Raw genomic sequence first — 1,466 nt, 5'->3', positions numbered from 1 at the left:
GGGGGGTGTCCCTATGGGTTTGGTCAAGCGGGGACGGGGGTCGTTGGGCGGGGTTGGTAGGGGATCTTGTCGCGGAGCATGGCGAATAGGACGTCGCAGCGGCGTCGTGCGAGGCAGATGAGGGCGGCGTTGTGTTTCTTGCCTTCGGCGCGTTTGCGGTCGTAGTAGGCGCGGCTGACGGGGTCGGTGAGGGCGGCGAACGCGGCGAGGAAGAAAGCGCGTTTGAGTTGTTTGTTGCCGCCTCGGGCGGGGTGTTCGCCGCGGATGCTGCTGCCGGATCGTCGGGTGACGGGGGCCAGGCCGGCGTAGGCGGCGAGGTGCCCGGGGGTGGGGAAGGCGGTGCCGTCGCCGACTTCGAGCAGGATGCGGGCGGCGGTCCTGACGCCGATGCCGGGCATCGAGGTCAGGACCTCGGCGAGAGGGTGCGCATCGAGCATCCTCTCGACCTCTGTGGCGGTCTGGTCGCGTTGTCGCAGAATGTCGCGGAGGCTGTCAGCCAGCCGGGGCAGGATCGTCTCGGCTGCCTGGGTGCCGGGGACGGTGACGGTCTGCTCGTCGAGTGCGGCCATGATCTGTGCGACCAGCCGGTCGCCCAGGCGGGGGGCGTGGGGTCCGGCGATGGAGGCCAGTTTGCGTCGGCCGGCCTTGCGCAGCCCGGCCGGTCCGCCGCAGCGCGACAGCAGCTCCAGCACTGCCTTGTGCTGCACCCTCGGCCCGAGGACCCGTTCCAGAGCAGGGTGGATCTGGGTGAGCAGTCCCCGGATCCGGTTCGACAGGCGGGTGGCTTCGCCGGCGAGGTCGTCGTCGAAGCCGACCAGCACCTCCAACTCCGCCAGAGTTTCGTCACCGACGTCGACCCGCCGCAGCGTGTGCGGCAGAGTGCGGGCGGCGTCAGCGATGACGTAGGCGTCACGGGCGTCGGTCTTCGCCGTGCCCGGGTGCAGGTCGGCGATGCGGCGCATGGCCAGGCCGGGCAGGTACGCCACCTGATGACCGCATGCCCGAGCCACCGCGATCGGCAAGGCGCCGATCGAGGCAGGCTGGTCGACCACCACCAGGACCCTGCCGTGACGGCCGAGTTTGTCGAACAGTTGCCGCAGCCTGGCCTCGGTGTTCGGCAACGCCGCATCGTGCAGCCGCTTGCCGTCCGGGGCCAACCCGACCGCGTGGTGACCATCCTTACCGACGTCCAACCCGAGGAACACGCCGTAGTCGCCGTGCACCCCACGCCTCCCTCACCTCGTCACCTACCTCGGCCACCAGGTCTGAGCGTCGGACTGCCGGCACCCACGTTACGAAGAGACCAACCCCAACACGGGGCGGCCGTGTCCCTATCAGCGGTCCGCCGACGCCACCCGACCCGGCGACAACACCCCCCGGATCATCTGAACGACAGGGGCAGGAAGTCATACCGGGCCGGGCGACCGAGGGTCCCCGGCTGGGGACGATCAAAAAGGTAACGGGCA

Annotated in this window: 1 protein-coding gene; it reads right to left on the bottom strand. The window is 69.8% G+C overall.

Annotated elements, in window-relative coordinates; genetic code table 11:
- Positions 1 to 23: 23 nt before the first annotated feature.
- On the bottom strand, positions 24 to 1,223 hold the full coding sequence (locus Vqi01_RS30240) for an IS110 family RNA-guided transposase (RefSeq protein WP_204038543.1): 1,200 nt from the start codon (positions 1,221 to 1,223) through the stop codon (positions 24 to 26).
- Between the last annotated feature and the right edge of the window lie 243 nt (positions 1,224 to 1,466).

It is taken from the genome of Micromonospora qiuiae (genome assembly GCF_016863555.1).
GTDB classification, from domain to species: Bacteria; Actinomycetota; Actinomycetes; order Mycobacteriales; family Micromonosporaceae; genus Micromonospora; species Micromonospora qiuiae.
The sequence above is the reverse complement of the archived record's forward strand: the minus strand, read 5'-3'. Positions and strand labels throughout refer to the sequence as shown.